This is a genomic window from Bacteroidia bacterium, assembly GCA_016218155.1.
Classification (GTDB): Bacteria; Bacteroidota; Bacteroidia; order Bacteroidales; family GWA2-32-17; genus GWA2-32-17.
The window spans coordinates 1-21,504 of record JACREQ010000090.1; the positions used below are offsets into that span (position 1 = coordinate 1).

The window sequence follows — 21,504 nt, forward strand, 5'->3', positions numbered from 1 at the left end:
TCATCCCGAACAGCCAGTAAATACCATAGGCAATACCGCCAAGAACTCCTATTTTGAAAATGGTTTTCATTTGCGGATTTGGTTTTTGATGTAATCAATAAGAAGTTTTACCCCAAAGCCTACAAGGGCTGATATTGCTGCATAAAAAGCAACTTCAAACACACCTTGCAGGGAGATATTTGCAAATACATTATAATTTGATAAGGCTTTACCAACTCCTCCGAAGATACCGGAGAACGTTGTTATGACTGAATTTTGATCGTTGTGTGACATTTCTTTGTTGTTTTTCCCGATGTCGGGCGTTTATGTCTACAAAGTTCTGGCAGGGCGAAAGTGCGCTTTGATGATTCTTGAAAATTCGTGAATGAAAATGATGAAAAATGAATGTAAATGAAAATGCTTGAAAATGGATGAAAGAAATTGATAATTCTTGAATGAAAATGAACAAGATTGAGCAGAATAATTCTTTGTTATGAAATTTATTGTATATTTATATGTTATTATTTCAGATTACCAAACAGTTGCAATCTTGTTGGCACTCAAAGAAAAAGTATTAACTTTGAAAGTTTAATACGGAAATATGTCTAAAAGAATTAAATATATAATTTCAGAACTTGAAGACCAATATTTAATGGACGATGACTTTCAACGTCCTTGGATTATTGGTTTTAGTGGAGGGAAAGACTCTACTGCTCTTTTGCAATTAGTCTGGCTTGCTCTTAAAGAAATACCTCATGAATTAAGGAATCGAAAAATTTATGTGGTTTGTAATGATACATTGGTTGAAAATCCAATTGTTACAGATTATGTATTTGAGATTTTAAAAAAAATCGAACAAGCTGCTGTTGAACAAGGTTTACCAATCGAAGTACAAAAAACTATACCTCGTTTAGAAGATACTTTTTGGGTAAATATTCTTGGCAGAGGTTATCCTGTTCCAAATAATGCTTTTCGCTGGTGTACTGACAAAATGAAAATTAAACCCACTTCAAGATTTATCACAGATCAAGTAGCTGAAAACGGAGAAGCAATTATATTAATTGGAACAAGAAGTGCCGAAAGTGCAACAAGAGCAAAATCAATTAAAAAACATGAAATAAAAGGAAAGAGACTAACAAAACACCCTCACCAACACAACACATATGTGTATTCCCCAATAAAAGAGTTAATGCTTGAGGAAGTTTGGTATATCATAAATGCAATATCTTCGCCTTGGGGTGCTGATAATTCAAAACTTTTTCAAATATATGTTGATGCAAGTGCCGATGATTATGAATGTCCAACAATGGTTACAGATAAAAGCCATTCGTCCTGCGGACAAAGCAGATTTGGTTGTTGGACTTGCACTGTCGTAAAAGAGGATAAGTCAATGACAGCAATGGTTAGTAAAGGTTATCAATGGTTAAAGCCATTATTGGATTTAAGAGCAAGTATGGTTGAAGAAAGAAACATATCTAAAAATAGGATGCCAACAAGAAGAAACGGTCAATCTGCTATTTCAGAAGAAGGACATTATCAAGGAAATTATACACCTAAATACCGAGCAAAATTATTAGAACAAGTTTTAATTGCCCAAAGAGAAGTACAAATTGAAAAAACACATTTAGAACTTATAACAAATCAGGAATTAGTTGCAATTCAAGTTATATGGCATCGTGATTTATGTTTTGAATATAGAGTTTCAGATATATATAACAAAGTTTACAATAAAGAACTTGATATGAAGAAAAATGACGAAAAAATTCAAAAGGAGATTGCTTTACTTAAAGGAGTTTGTAGTGACCAAGCTTCTGATTTTGATTTAATACAAGAGCTTTTAATAATGCAAAAAAATAAAGCACTACTGAATCGAAAAAGAGGTTTAAAAGATGATATGGAAAGAGTAATTGAAAAGTACCTTAAAAAAGAGACAAAAAATGTACATAAAAGAAATTGAACTGAATAATTTCAGGATTTATAAAGGGAAAAACAAAATATCGCTTCTCCCTTCTGAAGATAAAAACATTATAGTAATCAGCGGAAAAAATGGTTTTGGTAAAACAACCTTTTTAATGTCATTAGTTTGGTGTCTCTATGGAAAGCAAATGGAAAAAGTTGATGAATTATATGAAAAAGAAATTAAAGATAAAGGAAATTATACAAAATACATTTCAAATAGCTTAAATAGAAAAGCATACGAGGAAGGACTTTCGGAATTTTCAGTTTCGGTTACATTTTCTGGTGTTAAAATACCAGATGTTACATGCAATGAAGTTACTATTAAACGTAGTTATAACATAGTATCAAATACTTCTGATAGGGTGGAAGTATTAATAGACGGTTATCAAAATCAACTGATTGAAGATTTAACAAAGGAAAATCAAAAAGGGGAAGAGATTTTTATTAGAGACTTTATATTACCAATTGAGATAGCAAAGTTTTTCTTTTTTGATGCTGAAAAGATTGTTTCACTTGCTGAAATTAACTCAAATAATCAAAGAAGGCAGTTAAGTAAAGCATATTCAGAGGTTTTGGGTATTCAAAAATATGAGGATTTAAAAGCTAATCTTGAAGAAAAACAAGATGAATATAGGCGACATTCTGCAAAACCCGAAGAAAAAGAAGAATTAAATCAATTGCATACAAACATTGAAAACACAAAAATTGAAATTGAAAAACTTGTTGGTGATATTGATGACTTAAAACACGAAAGAAATCAAAAAGAAAAGGAAACGGAAGATCTACAAAGACGCCTTATTAAAGAGGGTGATAAAATGACACTCGAAGAATTGAACTTATTAAAAGATGAACAATCTAAGTTAGAACAAAAGAAAATAGATGTTCAGGAAAGTTTAAAAGACTACTTTGATATTATTCCGTTTGCTCTTGCAGGTGAAACTTTAATGAATATAACAGAGCAATTGATAAATGAAAGAAATTTAACAGAACAAAAATATAAACAAGATGATGTAAATGCAAAAATCACGCAAATACGTCAAGACATTGAAAAAAGAAGAATTAATTTAGATTTTGTTTTAGATGTTAAAACAAGAGATTTTTATGAAGAGCAAATTAAACTTCTTGTTAAAAAGTATTTCTTTTCTGACGTCCCTGATGTTCCTGATAACTTTAACGCTTTACATGATTTTTCAAATTCTGAAACAAATGAATTGAATCAGTTGGTTAATTCTATTAAACATAGTTTTAAAGAAACTTTTTCAAGATTAAATACCGAATACTCATATTTAAAAAATCAATTAGATTCAATAAGTCGAAAAATTAGAGATGCAGAAAAAAGTGCAGAAGATGAATATATTTCCGAATTGAGAAGAAAAAAAGAAAGCTTAGACAAACGTATTCTATCTATTAGCAATGAACTTGAAACTATTAATCAAAAAATAGGAGAATTTAATAATCAAATAAAGATTTTCAAACAAAGACAAGAAATTTTAAGAAAAAAGATTGATGATTCAAGTGAATATTCTGAAAAAGAACAAAAGACAAAACAATTAATAACAAAATTACAAAACTTTATTTCTCTTTTTAAAGAAGAGAAAAAGAAATCTTTAGAAAGTAAAATGCTCAAAGGTTTACATACTTTAATGCATAAAAAAGATTTTATTAAAAGAATTGAAGTTGATATTAGTATTACTGGCGAAGATATTGATATAACATTGTACAATAAGAGCAATAAAATATTAGACAAAGGTTCTTTGTCTATGGGAGAAAGACAAATGTATGCTTCAGCTTTATTGAATGCTTTGGTTGATGAGTCAGATATCGAATTTCCAGTATTTATTGATAGTCCAATGCAGAAATTTGATGAACAACATGCTGAAAATATTATTAAGTATTTTTATCCAAATGTTTCAAAACAAGTTGTAATTTTTCCGTTAATAAACAAGGAATTGACTGAAAAGGAATATCATCAATTGTTGCCAAAAGTTTGTAGAACTTATCTTATTAATAATATATCTAATGAAAAATCAGTATTTATTGAAACAGAACCAGATAATTTTTTAACTATCTACAACGAAACTTACAATGCAAATTAATATAAGAACTTCAGAAAAGAACCAAGAAGTAGTTAGAAAATTAACTTCTAAATTACCTAATGGAACTAAAGAAAATGTTATTGCAAGGATAGCTTTAGGTTATTCTTTGCAAACAGGAAAAAAATTTACAGCAAACGATAATATTATATATGATTCAAAAGGTAAGGAATATAAAGATCATATTTTATTCGATGCTAAATACCGTGATTTTTTTATTGCAATGATTTGTCAACATTATGGAATATATAAAACTAATGACAATATTCCTAAATATGTTAAACTTCATATTGATCATGGACTTGAATTAATGGATGGAATCTTTCAAGATAATTTTAATTATACTTTTTTTGACTTCTTAGCAGAGCATATAGAGAAAGGGGCTTTGTCATTAACTGACTTGGTCGTTTCACTTGATGCAGTTAAAAACAATCAACAACATATTGAAAAATCTTATTATTCAAATCCTATTAAAATTGAAGTTGGTAAGAAAATCGACAATGGAGACCCTATACATGTAAGTTTAAACAATACGAGTAAATATAATAATTGTCATATTGCCGTAGCTGGAAATTCCGGAACCGGTAAAACACAATTTGCATTAGAGTTTCTCTCGCAAATTAATGAACAGTCAAATGGTCATGTTAATTTTATTTACCTCGATTTTAAAGGACTGAAACAAGAAGACATTAAAGAGTTAGAGCATTTTTTTAATTCCACAAAAACTGAATTTATAGATGTTCCACAAACTCCATTTCCAGTAAATCCATTGACATTTATTGATAATGTAAATGAGGTAAATAAAAACATGGGAATAGATAAATTTGTTGACATTGTTTGTAAATACTCAAATCTTGGAATTAAACAGAAAGGAAAACTGAGAGAAGCTGCACTTGAAGCCTTCATTGAACAAAAAGGAGGCACATATCCATCAATAAAAAAGATAAATGACCATTTACAAGAAATTGTAGGTGATAAAAAAGATACTCTTACCGAAATAATGGATGAATTAAGCAGATATAAGATATTTATTGACGATCCAAAAAATCAATCAAATTTTTTCGCAAAAAATCTATATCTTTCTTTATCGGGAGATTTATCAAATTCTGTTCGTTTTACCTCACTGTTTTTAATTATAAATTATATATACAACACTTTTATGAACATGGATAACAGTCCTGTTGAGAAAAGTATAAAAGCAATGAGGTATGTAATTTTAATTGACGAAGCACATGTGATTTTTAAAGAAAAAAAATATCAAAGTATTTTAGAAAAGATGCTTCGAGAGATAAGGTCGAAAGGAGTTGCTGTTGTTCTTTTATCGCAAGGAATTGAAGAATATAATCAACCCGATTTCGATTTTTCAACCATGTGTGAAATTGCATTTTTACTTGATATTAAAGATAAAAACTTAAAAGTAATGGAAAAATTTTTAGGTCTGTCGGGTAATAATAGCAAACAAATTGCAAGAAGTATGGAAAAGATTGCAACAGGTCAAGCAATTTCAAATAATAAGGAATTTGACGTTGCTAAATTATTTAAAGTTAATCAGTTTTGGGAAAGGAAATAATATGAATGAAAATATAATTCAAGGAAACCCCACTAAATCATTCTTTATTGGAATGATTACAAGGGATATTTCAATTAGAGATGCAATTATTGATTTGCTTGATAATTCAATTGATGGTGCAAATAATATTGACCCTGACAATTACGATGGTTTAGTTGTTGAAATTAACATAAATAAGGACGGATTTATAGTTAAAGATAACTGTGGTGGATTCTCTTTAGAAACTGCACAAAAATATGCGTTTAGATTTGGCAGACCTGACGATGCTCCAAAAACAGGTGGTTCAATAGGTCGTTTTGGTGTTGGAATGAAAAGAGCATTGTTTAAAATTGGTCAGAATTTTATTGTTGAATCAAAAACAGATTCAGACCATTTTAATGTCAGTGTTGATGTTAAAGAATGGAAAGAAAAAACGATAACAATCAAGGACAAAGATGGTAACACCTCTGAATTTGATGATTGGAATTTTAATTATAGCTTAATTAATGGGACAGCTTCAAATTTAAATAAAAACGGTACTTATATTCACGTATCTAATTTAAATACTGAGGTTGGTAGCTTTTTCAGTGATAATGGTTTTTTAAATGATTTACAAGAAGATATAGAGCGGTTATTAAATTTTAGTTTAGAAAAAGGGTTAACAATAATATTGAATGGTGTTAAGTTGCAAAAAAAAGGGATTGAAATATTTAATGATAAATCTAAACCATATTTTTTTGAAACAACTTTTAATAATGTTAAGATTAAAATTTTTGCAGGGTTAAGCTATGTTGGAGACCCCAATTCTTCAGGATGGTATATATATTGTAATGATCGTTTAGTTGTAGTTGCTGAGAAATCTGAAATTACTGGTTGGGGAACATTAAATATTCCTCGCTGGCATGTTGATTATGTCATGTTTAAGGGGGTTGTGTTTCTTGATTCAGAAGAAACAATGGACTTGCCACTAACTACAACTAAAAAAGGAATTGATGCCACCTCAGAAGTTTTCAAAAAAACTTTGTTTTACATGAGAGAAGGAATGACATCAGTTTTAAGCTTTTTAAAAGAAATCAGAAAATTAGATGATGCAAACGAATATAGAAAATTACTAGGGGAGCAGGAAGATAAAGTAACTGTACACAGTTTAAAAAAGGTCGTTTTTGAAAAAATAAGAACTTTTATTTTCCCAGTTATTGATTACGATGTAATAGCTGCAAAAAAAGAACAAGTTAGAATATCTTTTTCTGTACCTTATATTCTTGCAAACAATATAAAAAACAAAATTGGAGTTAAGAATTTCAAGGAAGTTGGTGAATATATTTTTAATTATTATGTAAAAATGGAAGAGTTTTCTGATGAATAGTCCAAAGAAATTAAATTATGAGATACGTCCGTTTAAATTTACTGAACGGAAAATGCTTTTATCGTGTTTTCAAAAAATTTGTAATTACTATAGAGGCGATTATCAGTATATTGGCTTTGGCGGTTTAGCGTTTACCGATTTTAAGTTATTCCATAAAGAGCTTCATATTAACGAATTAATAAGCATTGAAGGAGGAGAATTCTCAATAGAGAAATTACAATTTAATTCTCCCTTTTCATTTATCAAAATAAAAAAGTCCTTTTCAACAATCGCATTAAATGATATTCCCTTAAATAAAAAAACAATTGTTTGGTTAGATTATGATGGTACTTTAGATAACTATTTTTTTGATGACTTAACATTGCTATTTGGCAAGTTAATGGCTGGCAGTATTTATATAATAACTTGCAATAGAGAACTTAAATTTAGCGAGACAGGGTCTGAATATACGAAAGAACAATTTAAGGAAATATTTGGAAATAAGACCCCTTATGATATTAGTAATATTGACTTTTCTTCTGAAAACAATTATAAGACAATAAGAACCCTTTTGTTAGATCAAATATCTAAAATAATAATTGAAAGAAATAAAAATGAAAATCCTTTACGGTTTAACCAACTTTTTAATATTCTCTATGAGGAAAATAAAGGAGCTAAAATGTTTTCTTTTGGTGGTGTGCTAATGAGTGAAAATGAAAATATAACTGATTTAGATTTGAAGGATTTCGATTTTATTTCTCTAAATGACGAACCATATAGATTGAAAATACCAAATTTAACAAGAAAGGAAATCGATTTAGTAAATAATTATTTATTTTCTAATGAACAGAAATTATTATCAAAAAAGATTGTAAGTGAAACTGATATTGAAAAGTATAAAAAAACATATAAATATTTGCCAAATTATTATGATATAAGACTTTAATTATTCTTTTACGGTTTATCCAAAAACTCATAGATCATTTCAACTTGCCATGCAAGAAGTGGTCTTCTTTTTACTAATTTCAGTTTTTTTTCAATCGGTTTAATCCATTTGCGGAAAGTATTATGACAAATGCCGTATTCTTCTTCTAACTGCGTTTGTGTTTTTACTACTTTTGACATAAATATTTTCTTTTTATTCAAAAATACGGTGATTTGTTATTATTATTTCACTTGCCGTTTCTTATGCCTGAAATTTCAAATATTTTCACTTTACCTCAAAGATTAAAATAAAAAAAGCCCTGATTTCACAGGGCTTTTAATTTAATTTTGACATATGGGCGGAAAATGTAAACTCACCTTTTCGGTAGTAAATTTATCTTGTATTTTTTCCATATCAATACCAACTTTTTTATCTGAGAGTTTAGCATAATGTTGTGTCATTTTAATAGTGCTATGACCAAGCATTTTTGAAACGCTTTCAATAGGAACATCATTATTTAAAGTAACAGTTGTGGCAAATGTGTGTCGTGCAGTATGTGTTGAGATATGCTTGGTAATTCCACATATGTCTGCTATTTCTTTCAAATAAGCATTCAATTTTTGATTTGTATAAACCGGAAGCAAAACATCGTTGACAATGCAATACGGATTGTTTTTGTATTTTTCTACAATTTGCAATGCAATAGGTAAAAGTGGAATATGACTTATCATGTCTGTTTTCATTCTTCGGGTATGAATCCACAAACGTCCATTTTCATCTTTTACAACATTTTCTTGTTTCAGATTTTTAATATCAGAATATGCAAGACCAGTGAAGCAACCAAATAAAAATACATCTTTTACGAATTCTAAGCGTTCTATGCCGATTTTTTTATTCAGAAGACGTGCAAGTTCATCTTCGGTTAAAAACTCCTTATCGACCTTCTTTAAGCGTAATTTAAAATTTACAAATGGGTCATGTTTAAGCCATCCATTCCGAAAAGCGTTAAGAACAATTTTCTTAAAGTTTTTGATGTACTTCATTGTCGTATTATGAGCACAATTACGGACAGTTTTAAGGTAAAGTTCAAAACCCTTAATAAAGTCAGGATTCATCTTATTAATAAGCATATCATTTACCTTGTACTTTTCTTTAATGTAACTGCTTAAATGAAGTAAACAGGTTTCGTAACGTTGTACGGTTGCAGGTGCAAAATCCTTGTTCTTTAATGATAATAGTTTAATTGTTTTATTATGATCCTGAAATAATTCAACAATTTTCTTTTCATCATTAATAATTCCGAGATAAGAATTTTTTATAGTCCGAGCCGTAATCTCCCTATCCTTTTCCCTTAGCATTTTAACATGTTCGTTTAAACAGCCAACTACATGCTGCAAATGAGCATTTAACTCTTTTGCATCTTTTGATGTTCCGGCTGCACCATTTTTAGCAACACTCCATTTTTCGGGATAAATGTTACGAAGTGTAGCAAGTTCTTCATGCGTGTCATCTACTTTAATTTTTAAGTAAATTGGCACTTCCCCTGATTTAAGGGGTTTTGTCCGCTTAACGTAGAACGAAAAAGCGATTTTGTTTCTGGTTTCCATAAATCCTCCTTTTTTATAAGTTAAAATTACGTTAACCAGTTCGTTTTTAAAAATGAAAATATGTGAAAATCAGCGAATAAGCACCGGATTAGCTGGACTAAGGAAAAATGAAAAAGTCCAGCCAGACAACCAGTCGGATTAGGTTATTTCTTTCAAAAACTCCGCAGGGATTAAAAAGAAAAAAGCCCATGTCCGTTGGACTTTCGGGCTTTTTCAAGGACTTGCTCTTTGTGCTTGCGGAGAGAGAGGGATTCGAACCCCCGGTCCGATCGCTCGAACAACGGTTTTCAAGACCGCCGCATTCGACCACTCTGCCATCTCTCCAATGAGAATGCAAAAGTAATATTATGCTTTAAATATTCATATATAATTTCGTAAAAATATTAATTTTCATGAATAATTTTGATGATATTTACATATTATTCTACTATAGAGCAACTTATAGTAATGTTTTTTATACATTATATAACCTTTAAATGAAAATTACATACTTAAACCCATATATTACGGGTATCTTAAAATAAATATTTGCTACAACCCTTACAAACATTACATAAATGCATTTGGTTATTAACAAATTCCTGCATTTATCAACAATTTTACTTTTTTTTGACGAATATATTTGCATAACAGTCATACTGTTTTACATTTGTGTACAAATTTTGTTTTTAGTAATTATCATTAACCCTTAAATTCAAATTTTATGAACAAAGCTGAATTGATTGATGCCATTGCTGGCGACACAAAAATGACAAAAGCTGATGCAAAAAAAGCTATTGATGCTTTCATCGCTTCAACAACAAAAGCCCTAAAAAAAGGTGACCGTGTTGCTTTAGTTGGATTTGGCTCATTTGCAATTTCAAAAAGAAGTGCAAGAACTGGCAGAAACCCACAAACGGGTAAAGAAATTTCTATTCCTGCTAAAAAAGTAGTTCGTTTTAAACCAGGAAGTGAATTAACTGGCACAATCAAGTAATTTATTAAACTTTAGACTGGAGGGAGTATTTTATACTCCCTCTTTTTTTTTAGCTCTATGGAAAATACTCAAATAATTGAACTTTTATCGAAATTTGTTACAGAACAAAGGCTTAATACATTTAAAAAAGTTATTGAAAATAGAACAAACTACGTTACTGTAGTTTTAGAAGATATTTTTCAATCTCACAATGCCAGTGCTGTATTAAGAACCTGTGATTGTTTTGGAATTCAAAATGTAAATGTCATAGAAAACAGGAATGAATTTAAACCTAATCCTGAAATATCTTTAGGCGCATCTAACTGGCTTACAATAAACTCTGGGAATAATAAAGCAGCAAACACTAAAGAAACTCTATTAAAATTAAAAAAAGAAGGTTATAGAATTATTGCAACAACCCCACATCATAACGCAATACAATTAAATGAATTTGACATTAAGAAAGGAAAATTTGCATTACTTTTTGGAACTGAACTTACTGGTTTAACTGATGAAGCACTAAATCTGTCAGATGAGTTTGTTAAAATTCAGATGTATGGATTTACTGAAAGTTTTAATATTTCAGTTTCGGCAGCAATTTTTTTATCAAATTTAATTGAAAGAATAAAAAACACAGAAATAAACTGGCAAATTACAGATTCAGAGAAAGAAAAAATTCTGGCAGACTGGCTTAAATGCTCAGTAAAATCATCAGATTTAATAATTAATACAGCCCAAAAATTATAGTTTTACAACTATCATTTTTGAGAATACCTCCGAATTCGTATTTAACTTAAGCATGTATACTCCATCTGGTAATTTGCTTTCAATATAAATTCTGTTTTCTCCCGAATTAATTTTTATTTCATTTAGTGCAAATACTTCTTTACCCTGAATATCATATATTCTTACAACAGCCCTTGAATTTGAATTTGAGTTAAAAAATAGATTTAAACTACCGCTTGATGGGTTTGGATAAACATTTAGAAAATCTGTTTTATGTTTATTCTCAGTAATACCTGCATAAAGAGAATCGTAAAGTATTTGTGCATTTGCAGCTGCCTGCTCAATATTATATAGACTATTTGAAACTAAAATTGCAAAACTTAATCTGATTGAATCATTAGCCCCTATACCAAAAGGACCAAAACTAATTAGATTAGAAATATCATTTCCATTTGCAGTACTACCGGCAGAATCGCGATTAGATTTTAATGCCTGAAATAATTCAACATTCGTTAATCCATCATAAATATTAATTCCTCCATTACCTGTTGGAATATTATCAAAAGCATAATTATAGCCATTTTGCTCAGAAAGCAGCTTTATCCCTGTATATAAGTTCGTTAAACCAGTATACCAAGAATAAGCAAGACGCAACGACTGATTATAAAGTGACTTATTTCTGAGCAAATTAACAATATCCCAATCACAAAAAATTCCAGCATATAAGCTATCTAGGCTTTCATTTTTATTATTATAAATTGTATAATTTAGAAATACAAAATCAGATCTTTCAGGAGTACACCACTCAATTGCTTCCATCTTAACTTTTACATCTAATTTTAAAGAACCTGCCAACGAATCATTAAAAACAGCTCTCCACTGTTCTGAAGCATTTGCCATTGGACTAACAGGATGTAAGCCTTTAGATATAGAGAAATCATTACTTCCTTTAAAACATTTTAATAGTTTTGAGCTATTCTGTGCAATTGTAAAACCACCCTCATATAATTGAGTATCTCCATCATTATAGCGAACACCTGAGCCTTGTAAAGGGTAATAATTATTATAACCTAACTTGCCATTTGAAGTTAATGTAAGTGTAATGTTATTTGTATCAATATCAACATAACTTTTATTTATAACAATCTTAAATAATTGTTTGTCTGAATACAATGAATCTGTATACTGTATAGTAAATATAACTTCTTCATCATGCTCAGAATTTTCATCTACATAAAAAACAAAAGGCACAGAATTATTAGAAATGGTTTGCAATTTATTAATAACACCAAAATTATAAGAGTTGTTAATAAAGTGAACATTGTTACTATTTGAACTAATATTAACTTGCAAATTAGCTGTCGGTGACAAGTAATTTATAAAATCTCCAAGCATTTGAACTGTATCACCCGGCTTAATAAAATCACCTGAATTACTAACTAATCTGTAATTCATAAATTTAACTGAAGGTGGAAGTGAATCAGTTATTGCTCTGTATAAATTAATTCTTCCCCTTCCAAGCATTCCTGCATATTGTAAATTTCCAGGAATAGTATCTATATTATCACAAGTCATTCTTAATATTTCGCCTAATTGAATTGCGTTAATAGTATTTCCATACCATTTTTTTACAAGTGCAGCGCATGATGCAGTAATAGGTGAAGCAAAAGATGTTCCCCATCCAAAAGTATAACCATTATTCTTTGTCGTTAAATAAACATTATCACCTGGAGCACATAAATCTATTTGATTACCATATTGTGAATGATTCCATTTTAAATCAGTCTGATTTGTAGCAGCAACGCAAATTACATTATCAAACGCAGAGGGATATAAAACTTCATTATTAATATGTCCAGAATTTCCACCTGCAGCAATTACTAACGCGTTTCTGTTATATGTTGCATAATTAATAATATCCTGACCGAAAGGATGAGGGGTTTGCCCACCCCATGAACAATTAATAATCGAACAATTATGATCGGCAGCATAAACAATAGCTTCATAAGCCCTTATTAAAACTCCCGTTGAGTCAGTAATTTTTACAGGTAAAAATTTAGTAAAATAGCCTGGAGCTGCGATACCTTTTCCGTTATTTGTTCTTGCTGCAGCAAGACCACAAACATATACTCCATGAGGATCATTATTGAATCCATCTTCATTCCACTCAGGACTATTGTCATTATTACCCATATCCCACCCCCTGAAATTATCAACATAACCATCATGATCATCATCAATTCCATTAATGGGGTCATTATAATTATAATAAATATTATCTATCAAATCTTCATGCGCATTTTCGACCCCTGTATCTGTTATACCTATAACAATATTACTGTCACCTTTACATAGATCCCAAGCTTGAAATGCCTTAATATTTGTTAAGCAATATTGAACAACGACACCAGGATCATTAGTAGACACAAGTACCTTGGGTAAGTAAACCGGCTGACAATATTCGGTTTCTGACAAATTAGCAAATGCAGAAACAATTTTTGAAATATTGATGGTTGTATCAAATGTAAGTTCATATAAAGTTGTTAAATCAACCAATTTATTTCCATATTTATCTTTTGATGTTGTTGGAGCAGATACAAAAGGAAACGATTTATTTAATTTACAATTAAATGAAGTTATTAAATCGCTGTACTTGGTAATATTAATTTCAGTTAAATTACATGAAGATTTGTATTGAGGTTTAATTTTAAGAATAATTCTACCTTTTACAATAGGATCAGTTAATGTAGTGTTATCATTCTGAGAAAACAAATTCAAGGATAACAGTACTATAAAACAAATACTTATATATTTTTTCATTCTTAAAAAATAATTTATAACCAATTTACGAATGTTCCGTAAAAATAGAGAGTTTAATTTTAGCAAAATAGCTTTTTTTGTTCACGAGAATATTGTTATTAATGACAAAAGCATTTTTAAAATTGACTAATTCAAAATTATAGTTTATTTTTGTAATAATAAAGTAAATTTACCCTGTTATGAACTGTATTATTGTAGATGACGACAAAATGTCGCGAAAAGTTCTTGAAGAATTCGTAAAGCGCACTGATTCACTGAACCTAATTAACACATACTCCAATGCTGTTGAAGCAATTAATTCTTTAAAAAATTGTCAGGATCCTATTCACCTGATTTTTCTTGATATTGAAATGCCTGATATGAGCGGTATCGAATTTTTAAATACACTTAAAGAAGTTTCATCTCAAATAATAATAGTTTCAGCCAAAGACAAATACGCAATCACAGCTTTTGAATATGATGTAACAGATTATTTACTTAAACCTATTACTTACGCTCGTTTTTACAAAGCTGTTGACAAGGCATTTAAACGCATAGATGACATTATCTCAATTAAACGTCCATCAGATCAGAAAGAAGACATTGATGAAATTTTCATTAAAAAGAATTCTACTCTTGTTCGCTTAAAATATGACGATATACTTTATATTGAAGCTCTTGAAAATTACGTAATTGTAAACACATATACCGAAAAATTCACAATTCATTTTACAATGAAGTCAATTGAAGATAAATTACCTGTAAAGAAATTTAAAAGGGTACATCGTTCATTCATTGTAAATATTAATAGAATTAAGGGAATTGAAGATAATTCTATCATTATTAAACTCGAAGAAGGAATTAAACTATTACCCGTAGGAAAATCATATAAAGATAAATTACTTAGCGAAATTAATGTGATTGTTAAGTAGTTCCTCACTCCTACAATAACTTCTTATTTAAAATTGTTAATTATCTTTGTGCCTATGCAGGCATTAAAAGAATTATTTTTTAAACATATTGCACAAACTTCCGATAGCCCAATATTATTAGAAATTGAACGCGCTGAAGGAGTTTATCTTTATGACAATACAGGGAAATCATACATCGATTTAATCTCAGGAATTTCGGTAAACAGTATCGGGCATTCTCATCCCCAAATAATAAAGGCAGCCACTGAACAAATAAATAAAAACTTGCACCTAATGGTGTATGGCGAGTATATCCAGCACCCTCAGGTAATTTTAGCAACAAAACTTGCAGAGCTTACAAAATATAAACTTGATTCTGTTTACTTTGTAAATTCTGGAAGCGAAGCCGTTGAAGCAGCATTAAAACTGGCAAAAAGATATACTGACAAAAAAGAAATAATCGCTTGCGAAAATGCATATCATGGCAGTACTCATGCTGCATTAAGTCTTATCAGTCACAAAGAATACACAAAAAAATTTGAACCGTTATTAGATGGAATAGATTTTATCAGATTTAACCATCCCGAAGATGCTGAAAAAATAACTAAAAAAACTGCTTGTGTAATAATTGAACCCGTGCAAGGCGAAGCAGGTTATATACCTGCAACACCTGAGTTTTTAACAGCAATTAAAGAAGCATGTAACAAAACCGGAGCTTTATTAATTTTTGATGAAGTTCAGACAGGAATGGGAAGAACAGGTAGTTTTTTTGCTTACGAACAATACAGAATAATTCCCGACATCATTGTTTTGGCAAAAGCATTTGGTGGCGGCATGCCACTGGGTGCATTTATAGCTCCAAAGGAAATTATACAATGCCTTAGTAATAATCCTGCACTGGGACATATTACAACTTTTGGCGGACATCCTGTTAGTTGCGCAACTTCATTGGCTGCAATAAATATTATTGAAGAAGAAAAACTAATCAGCCAGATTGCAGAAAAAGAAAAAATCTTCCGACAACTGTTAAAACATAACAGAATTATAGAAGTTCGTGGTAAAGGTTTAATGCTTGCAATTCAACTCGACAACTTTAACACAGTAAAAAAATGTATTAGTTATTGCTTAGAAAAAGGAGTAATAATTGATTGGTTTTTATTTTGCGATTCTGCAATAAGAATATCTCCTCCTCTTGTAATTTCAAAAGCAGAAATTGAGTTTAGCTGTAAAACTATAATTGAATCACTAACATTTTAAAAAATTAACTTATCTCATTTTCCAAAATAATAGTGATTAAAATGACGTTAGTAATTATCTAAAAATACAATAATAGATTATCATACTAATTTCGTATTTTCGAATAAGTTTATTAGGAGTCATAAAAAACATGCAAGCAAAAAAAATTTATTTATTAATATTTTTCTTTTCTTTTTTATTTTCAATAAAAAACACAATTGCTCAGGAAACCGGATTTCATGAAAATGAGAACACATTGAAAGTTCTATTCGATTCATTATTTACGCGTGACGACACAAGGTTTTTAAGAACAGACTTTGAAAAAAACTCCTTAAATGATACTATTCAAAAAATATTTTCTAAAACACTTTTGCAAAAAAACTCTTTCGATTACCCTTTCGACTCTTTAAAACATACAGGTAAGATTTATTCTGCTGACAAAAATGTTAGACTCATAACATGGAACACTAAATTTAGTGATGGCAGTTTTAAATACTATGGATTTGTTCAGTATAAAAACACGAAAAAAAACATTGTTAACACATACACTTTAACCGACAAATCTGATTCAATAACAAAGCCAGAAAGTATGGCTTTAAGCTATTACAATTGGTTTGGTGCACTTTATTATGGAATACATGATTATACTGAGGGAAATAAATCTTTATATATTCTTTTTGGTTGGGATGGTAACAATTATTACACAAATAAAAAAATAATTGAAGTATTGTCATTTAATAATTCAGGGAAACCAATTTTTGGAAAATCTGTCTTTAAAATATCTAATAAACTTCAGAAAAGAATAATTTTCGAGCATTCTATTAAAGCCAGTATGACTTGTAAATATAATGACGTAGTTGAAGCTATTGTTTTTGATCATTTAAGCCCATCAAAACCTTCCGAAAAAGGGCAATTTCAGTTTTATGGACCAGACGGGTCTTTTGATGGTTTGCAACTTGTTAAGGGAAAATGGGTATTGGTTTCGGATATATTTGTAACTAATCCTAAAGTAAAGAAAAAGAAGATTAGTCAAAAAACACCTTAAAAGAACAAAGTTTATCATTTTTTTTATCAAATTTTTTACTACTTTACCATCCCCTAAAACTTTCTTAAAAGGAAATGGTAAACATAAAAGAATCAGACATTAACATATACCTTGTTGACGATGATGAATTGCTCAATAAGATACTAAGAACGAAATTTGAGCAGACTGGAGATTATAAAATATACTCCTTTGCCAGTGGAGAAGAATTTATTGAATTCATAAATAAAAATCCATTTAACAAAAGACAGATTCATATTGCTATATTGGATTACCTTTTTAAATCCAATGCTAACCCACAAGGAAAGAACGGAATCGAGATTTTAAAAAATATCAGAGTAATTAATCCTGACATTGAAGTAATAATGCTATCCGGCATTGACGATATCGATATTGCTACTCATGCTATTAAATGCGGAGCTGTATCTTTTATCAAAAAAAATGAAAATTCATTTTTAAGAATTCAGAATAATGTAAAATTTATTATTAGCGAAAAAAGACTTAAGCTTACAAAAAGTCAAAGTTTTTCTACTAGAGTTCTTTTTTTAACTTTAACAGTAATTGTAGCTTTATTAGGCATTTATTACGTTTTAACTGAATTTATTTTTAATTAAATCAGATTTTATTCTGCATTTATTCTACAGAAATTTTGACACATTATAAAATCGCTGCAATTAGCTATATTTAAGAATTTCAATTAAATTATTAATACCACTGACGTTCTGTCATACTTTATCACATGGCATATAGTTTGAAAATTGCCACACAAACTTTAAAATTCATATATTATGCAAAAAGGTTCAATTGGTGTATCCACCGAGAATATTTTTCCGATTATAAAGAAATTTCTTTACTCTGAACATGAAATTTTTCTTCGCGAACTAATTTCAAATGCAATAGATGCAACAAATAAGCTTAAAACTTTAGCATCACATGGCGAATACAAAGGCAATGTGGAAAACTTAAGAATTAATTTAAGTGTTAATAAAGATAATAATACTTTAACAGTTGCCGATAATGGTATTGGAATGACAGCTGAAGAAGTTGATAAATATATAAATCAGATTGCATTCTCTGGCGCAGGAGAATTTCTTGAAAAATATAAAGACAATGCTAATATTATAGGGCATTTTGGTTTAGGATTCTATTCTCTTTTTATGGTTGCAAAAAAAGTTGAGTTAACAACTTTATCATATAAAGAGGGATCAAAAGCAGTAAAATGGTCATGTGATGGCTCTCCTGAATTTACTCTTGAAGATACCGAAAAAACTGACGTTGGAACAACTATAGTTCTTTATCTGGATGACGAGAACAAAGAGTTTACTGAAGAATCTAAGATAAATGAACTTTTAACAAAATACTGTAAATTCCTGCCTGTTGAAATAGCATTCGGAAAAGAAAAAGAATGGAAAGACGGTAAATATGAAGATACAAACAAAGATCATATTGTAAACAACACAAGACCATTGTGGATTAGAAAACCATCTGAATTAAAAGAAGAAGATTACAATTCATTTTACAAAGAACTTTACCCAGCTTCTTTTGACGAGCCACTTTTCAATATTCACATGAATATTGACTATCCGTTTAACCTTACAGGTATTTTATATTTTCCAAAAATTAAAAACAATTTCGAAATCCAGAAAAACAAAATACAGCTTTATTGCAATCAGGTATTTGTTACAGATCAGGTTGAAGGTATTGTTCCCGACTTCCTGACATTACTTCATGGTGTAATTGATTCACCGGATATTCCGCTAAATGTTTCAAGAAGCTATTTACAAGGCGATCCTAATGTTAAAAAGATATCATCACATATTTCAAAAAAAGTAGCTGATAGACTTCAGGAATTATTTAAAAATCAACGCCCCGAATTTGAGAAGAAATGGGATGATTTGAAAATATTCATTCAATACGGAATGGTTTCAGATGAAAAATTTTATGAAAGAGCTGAGAAATTTGTACTTCTAAAAAACATTGACGATAAATGTTTTACACTTGAAGAATATGAAAAACTAGTAAAAGAAAACCAAACAGACAAGCATAAAAATGCAATCTATTTATATGCTACAAATAAAGAAGAACAATATACATATATTGATGTAGCAAAAAATAAAGGCTATGATGTTTTGTTTATGGATGGTCAGCTCGACCCACATTTTATAAATCAACTCGAAGGCAAACTTAAAAACACAATGTTTAAGCGCGTTGATGCCGACACAATTGAAAAATTAATTGAGAAAGAAGAAGTTAAAAAAGTTGATTTAACAGAAGACGAACAAATGGAACTTCGTCATATGTTTTTAGGTGCTTTACCTGAAAGTGATCGTTTCTTTGTATCATTCGAAGCACTTTCCGAAAACGATTCTCCTGTTTTAATTACACGCTCAGAATATATGCGAAGAATGAAAGACATGTCAGCATTAGGTGGTGGACATGGCATGTACGGTGCTTTACCTGACAGTTACTCATTAATACTAAATGCAAGTCACCCATTAGTAACAAAGCTCACTAAACAAAAAAATAAAGATTTAAAACAATCTCTGCAGGAATTCTCAACTGAACTTAATCCTCTTAAATTAGAAAAGATAAAATTGGATGAAACCATAAAAGGTAAAAAGGAAGAAGAAATTTTATCAACTGAAAAAGATAAAAAAGAGGAGCTTTCAAAACAAATTGAAGAAATTGAAGGCAAAAAACGAACAGTACTTGAGGATTTTGGAAAAAGTAATAAAATTGTCAATCAGCTAATTGATCTTGCACTCTTATCACATAATTTACTAAAAGGTGAAGCACTAAACAAATTTGTAAAAAGAAGTGTTGATTTAATAAAATAATATTTCATACCTAACAGGTTTAAAAATCTTTCAGGTATATATTAAATGAAAAAGCAAGCGAGAGCTTGCTTTTTCATTTAAATCTAAAGAGAATATTATTTATAAAACAAAGTATAAACTTCATTTTTAATGTAAACAATAGCTGTTTTTACAGGACTGGGATTAGTATTTACCCATTGTTCCATAATTTGTTTAGTAAGTTCTATTGCAGGAGCATCTTTATCAACATTTTCAGCAGAAATATTAATCAGCTTAATTACATTTTCTTTTGCACTGTTAGCAACCTCCCATGCCCTATCTGACATGTAAATTTGCTGCGAAAGATTGTGTTCAAACTCTGCACGTATTAAACTTAGCATTTCCATCTGTAGTTGAAGACTTTGCATTCCTGGGGCTTGCAATCTAACAATTAATGAATTTGGAGAAATTCTTTCCAGAAATAAAATAATCCTTTCATAAGCCTGTAACCTCACGGGTGTTATAAGTTTTAAATTTTGTTTATCCGTTTCATGAATTCTTCTTTTATTTTCATTATCAAGAAACATTTTCAGTACATAAAATACTGTAAAAAAAACAATTCCTCCTGTTACGATTACTAAAATAATTACAAATAATAAATTCATATTTGATGTTTTTTTGAATTATACAATATTAAGAATTAAAATTAATAAAATTTTGAATAAAAATTAATACACAAATACAATGATTAAAGGCGATTCATCAAAAAATACAAAAGTTAATTCAAAAAAGATTATTTAAAATTTGAAACTTTCAATTCACGTAAACGTTTAAATACCTGTCTTTTCTTTTTAATAATGAGTAAAAATACTTAATTTTGATAAAAATATTTTTAAAAATAGACAACCTTTGAATAAAACCATCGTCAAAAACTTATTAGTTTTTGAAATATATTTTTTTTGAAAATCTTAAACCTACTAATATGAAAAAAATCCTTTTTGTTGTTTTTGCATTAATAACCTACAGTTTTGGGTTTTCTCAAAATTCAGACGTAGAATTTAAATTTGTAAAAACCAATCCTGAAAATAAAACTAAAACTGCTATTTTTACAATACTTGGTGTTAAAGATGCAATACAGTCAGAATTAATTTCTACAAAAATTAAAAACATACCAGGAGTAGTTTCGTTTAAAATTTTCTATAACAGAAGGTGCGAACTAACTACAAAAAATGAATTAAAAATTAATGCAGATTTAATAAGAAAAACTTTACTACAGGAAAATGTCGACTATGATGTTTCTTATGTAACAGTTAACAACAAACTTACTCATGCAACTTTAATGGAATGGAAAGACAGTTATCCAATTATTGGTTATACCCCTAAACCAGTTCCGGGAAATGAGTGGGTTTACCCTTCAAGTTATCCTGTAATTACTTCAGATAAAAGAAGTAAAACTGAAGAAGCCAATTTACTTAAGGAAAAACAAAATTGGATTGAAACACATCCTGAAGAATATAAAAAGATGACAGGATTGGAATATCTTGATTACTCAATAAAACTTAATAAATAAATATTATCAAGCT

The 21,504-nt window shown here is 29.4% G+C and carries 18 protein-coding genes and 1 tRNA gene; 13 read left to right on the plus strand and 6 right to left on the minus strand.

Features of this window, described 5'->3' with window-relative positions:
* Positions 1–66: 66 nt before the first annotated feature.
* On the minus strand, positions 67–273 hold the full coding sequence (locus tag HY951_15065; protein ID MBI5541384.1) for a hypothetical protein: 207 nt from the start codon (positions 271–273) through the stop codon (positions 67–69).
* A 307-nt stretch (positions 274–580) separates the two neighbouring features.
* Between HY951_15065 and dndC the strand changes: the two genes are divergently transcribed.
* Genes dndC through HY951_15090 form a run of 5 tightly spaced genes read left to right on the plus strand, consistent with a single transcriptional unit; the run spans position 581 to position 7,871 of the window.
* Positions 581–1,936 carry a DNA phosphorothioation system sulfurtransferase DndC gene (gene dndC / locus HY951_15070; GenBank protein ID MBI5541385.1) on the plus strand — a complete coding sequence of 452 codons (1,356 nt, stop codon included), beginning with the start codon at positions 581–583 and terminating at the stop codon, positions 1,934–1,936.
* Positions 1,917–4,034, plus strand: a complete 2,118-nt coding sequence (gene dndD, locus HY951_15075) for a DNA sulfur modification protein DndD (protein ID MBI5541386.1) — start codon at positions 1,917–1,919, stop codon at positions 4,032–4,034. The genes dndC and dndD overlap by 20 nt, the downstream gene beginning before the upstream one ends.
* Positions 4,024–5,601 (plus strand): DndE family protein, encoded by a 1,578-nt coding sequence (locus HY951_15080; protein MBI5541387.1) that lies wholly within the window; start codon positions 4,024–4,026, stop codon positions 5,599–5,601. The genes dndD and HY951_15080 overlap by 11 nt, the downstream gene beginning before the upstream one ends.
* 1 nt (position 5,602) lies before the next feature.
* Positions 5,603–6,946, plus strand: a complete 1,344-nt coding sequence (locus HY951_15085) for an ATP-binding protein (GenBank protein MBI5541388.1) — start codon at positions 5,603–5,605, stop codon at positions 6,944–6,946.
* Positions 6,939–7,871: a hypothetical protein gene (locus HY951_15090; protein ID MBI5541389.1), complete on the plus strand. Its 933-nt coding sequence runs from the start codon at positions 6,939–6,941 to the stop codon at positions 7,869–7,871. The genes HY951_15085 and HY951_15090 overlap by 8 nt, the downstream gene beginning before the upstream one ends.
* An 8-nt stretch (positions 7,872–7,879) precedes the next feature.
* Here HY951_15090 and HY951_15095 read toward each other — a convergent pair whose 3' ends face one another.
* From HY951_15095 to HY951_15105, 3 genes are all read right to left on the minus strand, one after another.
* A complete protein-coding gene (locus tag HY951_15095) occupies positions 7,880–8,050 on the minus strand; it encodes a hypothetical protein (protein ID MBI5541390.1) in 171 nt (56 codons plus the stop codon).
* A 141-nt stretch (positions 8,051–8,191) separates the two neighbouring features.
* Entirely contained in the window at positions 8,192–9,457 is a 1,266-nt protein-coding gene (locus HY951_15100; protein MBI5541391.1) for a site-specific integrase, read from the minus strand.
* Between the two features lie 237 nt (positions 9,458–9,694).
* Positions 9,695–9,781 (minus strand) — tRNA-Ser (locus tag HY951_15105).
* Between the two features lie 379 nt (positions 9,782–10,160).
* Between HY951_15105 and HY951_15110 the strand changes: the two genes are divergently transcribed.
* Positions 10,161–10,433, plus strand: coding sequence for an HU family DNA-binding protein (locus tag HY951_15110; protein ID MBI5541392.1), 273 nt, complete (start codon positions 10,161–10,163; stop codon positions 10,431–10,433).
* Positions 10,434–10,490: 57 nt separating this feature from the next.
* A complete protein-coding gene (locus HY951_15115; protein MBI5541393.1) occupies positions 10,491–11,159 on the plus strand; it encodes an RNA methyltransferase in 669 nt (222 codons plus the stop codon).
* On the opposite strand, the gene HY951_15120 is transcribed toward HY951_15115, so the two are convergent.
* A complete protein-coding gene (locus tag HY951_15120; protein ID MBI5541394.1) occupies positions 11,154–13,958 on the minus strand; it encodes a S8 family peptidase in 2,805 nt (934 codons plus the stop codon). The genes HY951_15115 and HY951_15120 overlap by 6 nt on opposite strands.
* A gap of 179 nt (positions 13,959–14,137) precedes the next feature.
* Between HY951_15120 and HY951_15125 the strand changes: the two genes are divergently transcribed.
* The 5 genes from HY951_15125 to htpG all read left to right on the plus strand — a co-directional run bounded on the left by HY951_15125 (position 14,138) and on the right by htpG (position 19,963).
* Positions 14,138–14,869 carry a response regulator transcription factor gene (locus tag HY951_15125; GenBank protein MBI5541395.1) on the plus strand — a complete coding sequence of 244 codons (732 nt, stop codon included), beginning with the start codon at positions 14,138–14,140 and terminating at the stop codon, positions 14,867–14,869.
* Between the two features lie 54 nt (positions 14,870–14,923).
* A complete protein-coding gene (locus tag HY951_15130) occupies positions 14,924–16,105 on the plus strand; it encodes an aspartate aminotransferase family protein (GenBank protein MBI5541396.1) in 1,182 nt (393 codons plus the stop codon).
* A 130-nt stretch (positions 16,106–16,235) separates the two neighbouring features.
* Positions 16,236–17,129 (plus strand): hypothetical protein, encoded by an 894-nt coding sequence (locus tag HY951_15135; GenBank protein ID MBI5541397.1) that lies wholly within the window; start codon positions 16,236–16,238, stop codon positions 17,127–17,129.
* A 74-nt stretch (positions 17,130–17,203) separates the two neighbouring features.
* Positions 17,204–17,740: a response regulator gene (locus HY951_15140; GenBank protein MBI5541398.1), complete on the plus strand. Its 537-nt coding sequence runs from the start codon at positions 17,204–17,206 to the stop codon at positions 17,738–17,740.
* A gap of 174 nt (positions 17,741–17,914) precedes the next feature.
* Positions 17,915–19,963, plus strand: coding sequence for a molecular chaperone HtpG (gene htpG, locus HY951_15145; GenBank protein ID MBI5541399.1), 2,049 nt, complete (start codon positions 17,915–17,917; stop codon positions 19,961–19,963).
* Between the two features lie 95 nt (positions 19,964–20,058).
* Here htpG and HY951_15150 read toward each other — a convergent pair whose 3' ends face one another.
* Positions 20,059–20,586, minus strand: a complete 528-nt coding sequence (locus HY951_15150; GenBank protein ID MBI5541400.1) for a hypothetical protein — start codon at positions 20,584–20,586, stop codon at positions 20,059–20,061.
* Positions 20,587–20,903: 317 nt separating this feature from the next.
* Between HY951_15150 and HY951_15155 the strand changes: the two genes are divergently transcribed.
* Complete coding sequence (locus HY951_15155) at positions 20,904–21,491, plus strand: hypothetical protein (GenBank protein ID MBI5541401.1); 588 nt, start codon at positions 20,904–20,906, stop codon at positions 21,489–21,491.
* The last annotated feature ends 13 nt before the right edge of the window (positions 21,492–21,504 follow it).

Bases quoted from the DNA above. Each gene is read 5' to 3' on its own strand.
- HY951_15065 (MBI5541384.1), bottom strand. From the start codon at position 273: ATGTCACACAACGATCAAAATTCAGTCATAACAACGTTCTCCGGTATC.
- dndC (MBI5541385.1), top strand. From the start codon at position 581: ATGTCTAAAAGAATTAAATATATAATTTCAGAACTTGAAGACCAATAT.
- dndD (MBI5541386.1), top strand. From the start codon at position 1,917: ATGTACATAAAAGAAATTGAACTGAATAATTTCAGGATTTATAAAGGG.
- HY951_15080 (MBI5541387.1), top strand. From the start codon at position 4,024: ATGCAAATTAATATAAGAACTTCAGAAAAGAACCAAGAAGTAGTTAGA.
- HY951_15085 (MBI5541388.1), top strand. From the start codon at position 5,603: ATGAATGAAAATATAATTCAAGGAAACCCCACTAAATCATTCTTTATT.
- HY951_15090 (MBI5541389.1), top strand. From the start codon at position 6,939: ATGAATAGTCCAAAGAAATTAAATTATGAGATACGTCCGTTTAAATTT.
- HY951_15095 (MBI5541390.1), bottom strand. From the start codon at position 8,050: ATGTCAAAAGTAGTAAAAACACAAACGCAGTTAGAAGAAGAATACGGC.
- HY951_15100 (MBI5541391.1), bottom strand. From the start codon at position 9,457: ATGGAAACCAGAAACAAAATCGCTTTTTCGTTCTACGTTAAGCGGACA.
- HY951_15110 (MBI5541392.1), top strand. From the start codon at position 10,161: ATGAACAAAGCTGAATTGATTGATGCCATTGCTGGCGACACAAAAATG.
- HY951_15115 (MBI5541393.1), top strand. From the start codon at position 10,491: ATGGAAAATACTCAAATAATTGAACTTTTATCGAAATTTGTTACAGAA.
- HY951_15120 (MBI5541394.1), bottom strand. From the start codon at position 13,958: ATGAAAAAATATATAAGTATTTGTTTTATAGTACTGTTATCCTTGAAT.
- HY951_15125 (MBI5541395.1), top strand. From the start codon at position 14,138: ATGAACTGTATTATTGTAGATGACGACAAAATGTCGCGAAAAGTTCTT.
- HY951_15130 (MBI5541396.1), top strand. From the start codon at position 14,924: ATGCAGGCATTAAAAGAATTATTTTTTAAACATATTGCACAAACTTCC.
- HY951_15135 (MBI5541397.1), top strand. From the start codon at position 16,236: ATGCAAGCAAAAAAAATTTATTTATTAATATTTTTCTTTTCTTTTTTA.
- HY951_15140 (MBI5541398.1), top strand. From the start codon at position 17,204: ATGGTAAACATAAAAGAATCAGACATTAACATATACCTTGTTGACGAT.
- htpG (MBI5541399.1), top strand. From the start codon at position 17,915: ATGCAAAAAGGTTCAATTGGTGTATCCACCGAGAATATTTTTCCGATT.
- HY951_15150 (MBI5541400.1), bottom strand. From the start codon at position 20,586: ATGAATTTATTATTTGTAATTATTTTAGTAATCGTAACAGGAGGAATT.
- HY951_15155 (MBI5541401.1), top strand. From the start codon at position 20,904: ATGAAAAAAATCCTTTTTGTTGTTTTTGCATTAATAACCTACAGTTTT.